Consider the following 394-nt stretch of genomic DNA (forward strand, 5'->3'; position numbering starts at 1 on the left):
GTCACAGCATGCTAAATTCTCAGGCAAGAAGATTGAATATTTTGATCCAGAAGACAATACATCTTACACACCGTACGTGATCGAGACTTCTATCGGTGTTGACCGCATGTTCCTCTCTATCATGTGCCACAGCTACTGCGAGGAGAAGCTTGAAGACGGACAGACACGCACCGTGCTCCGTCTCCCTGCTGCGCTTGCACCAGTCAAACTGGCCGTGTTCCCACTCACCAAGAAAGACGGACTGCCAGAAAAGGCACGCGAGATTATCGACAGCCTCAAGTTCCACTTCAACTGCAAATATGAGGAGAAAGACCAGATTGGCAAGCGCTATCGCCGTCAGGATGCTATCGGAACACCTTTCTGCGTGACGGTAGACAACCAGACGCTAGAAGAC

1 protein-coding gene is annotated in these 394 nt (G+C 50.5%); it reads left to right on the forward strand.

What is annotated here, in order from left to right:
• On the forward strand, positions 1 to 394 hold a 394-nt coding region (locus tag KJQ97_RS09665), incomplete at both ends, for a His/Gly/Thr/Pro-type tRNA ligase C-terminal domain-containing protein (protein ID WP_250325880.1).

Source organism: Campylobacter sp. 2018MI01, from assembly GCF_018501205.1.
GTDB lineage: Bacteria > Campylobacterota > Campylobacteria > Campylobacterales > Campylobacteraceae > Campylobacter_E.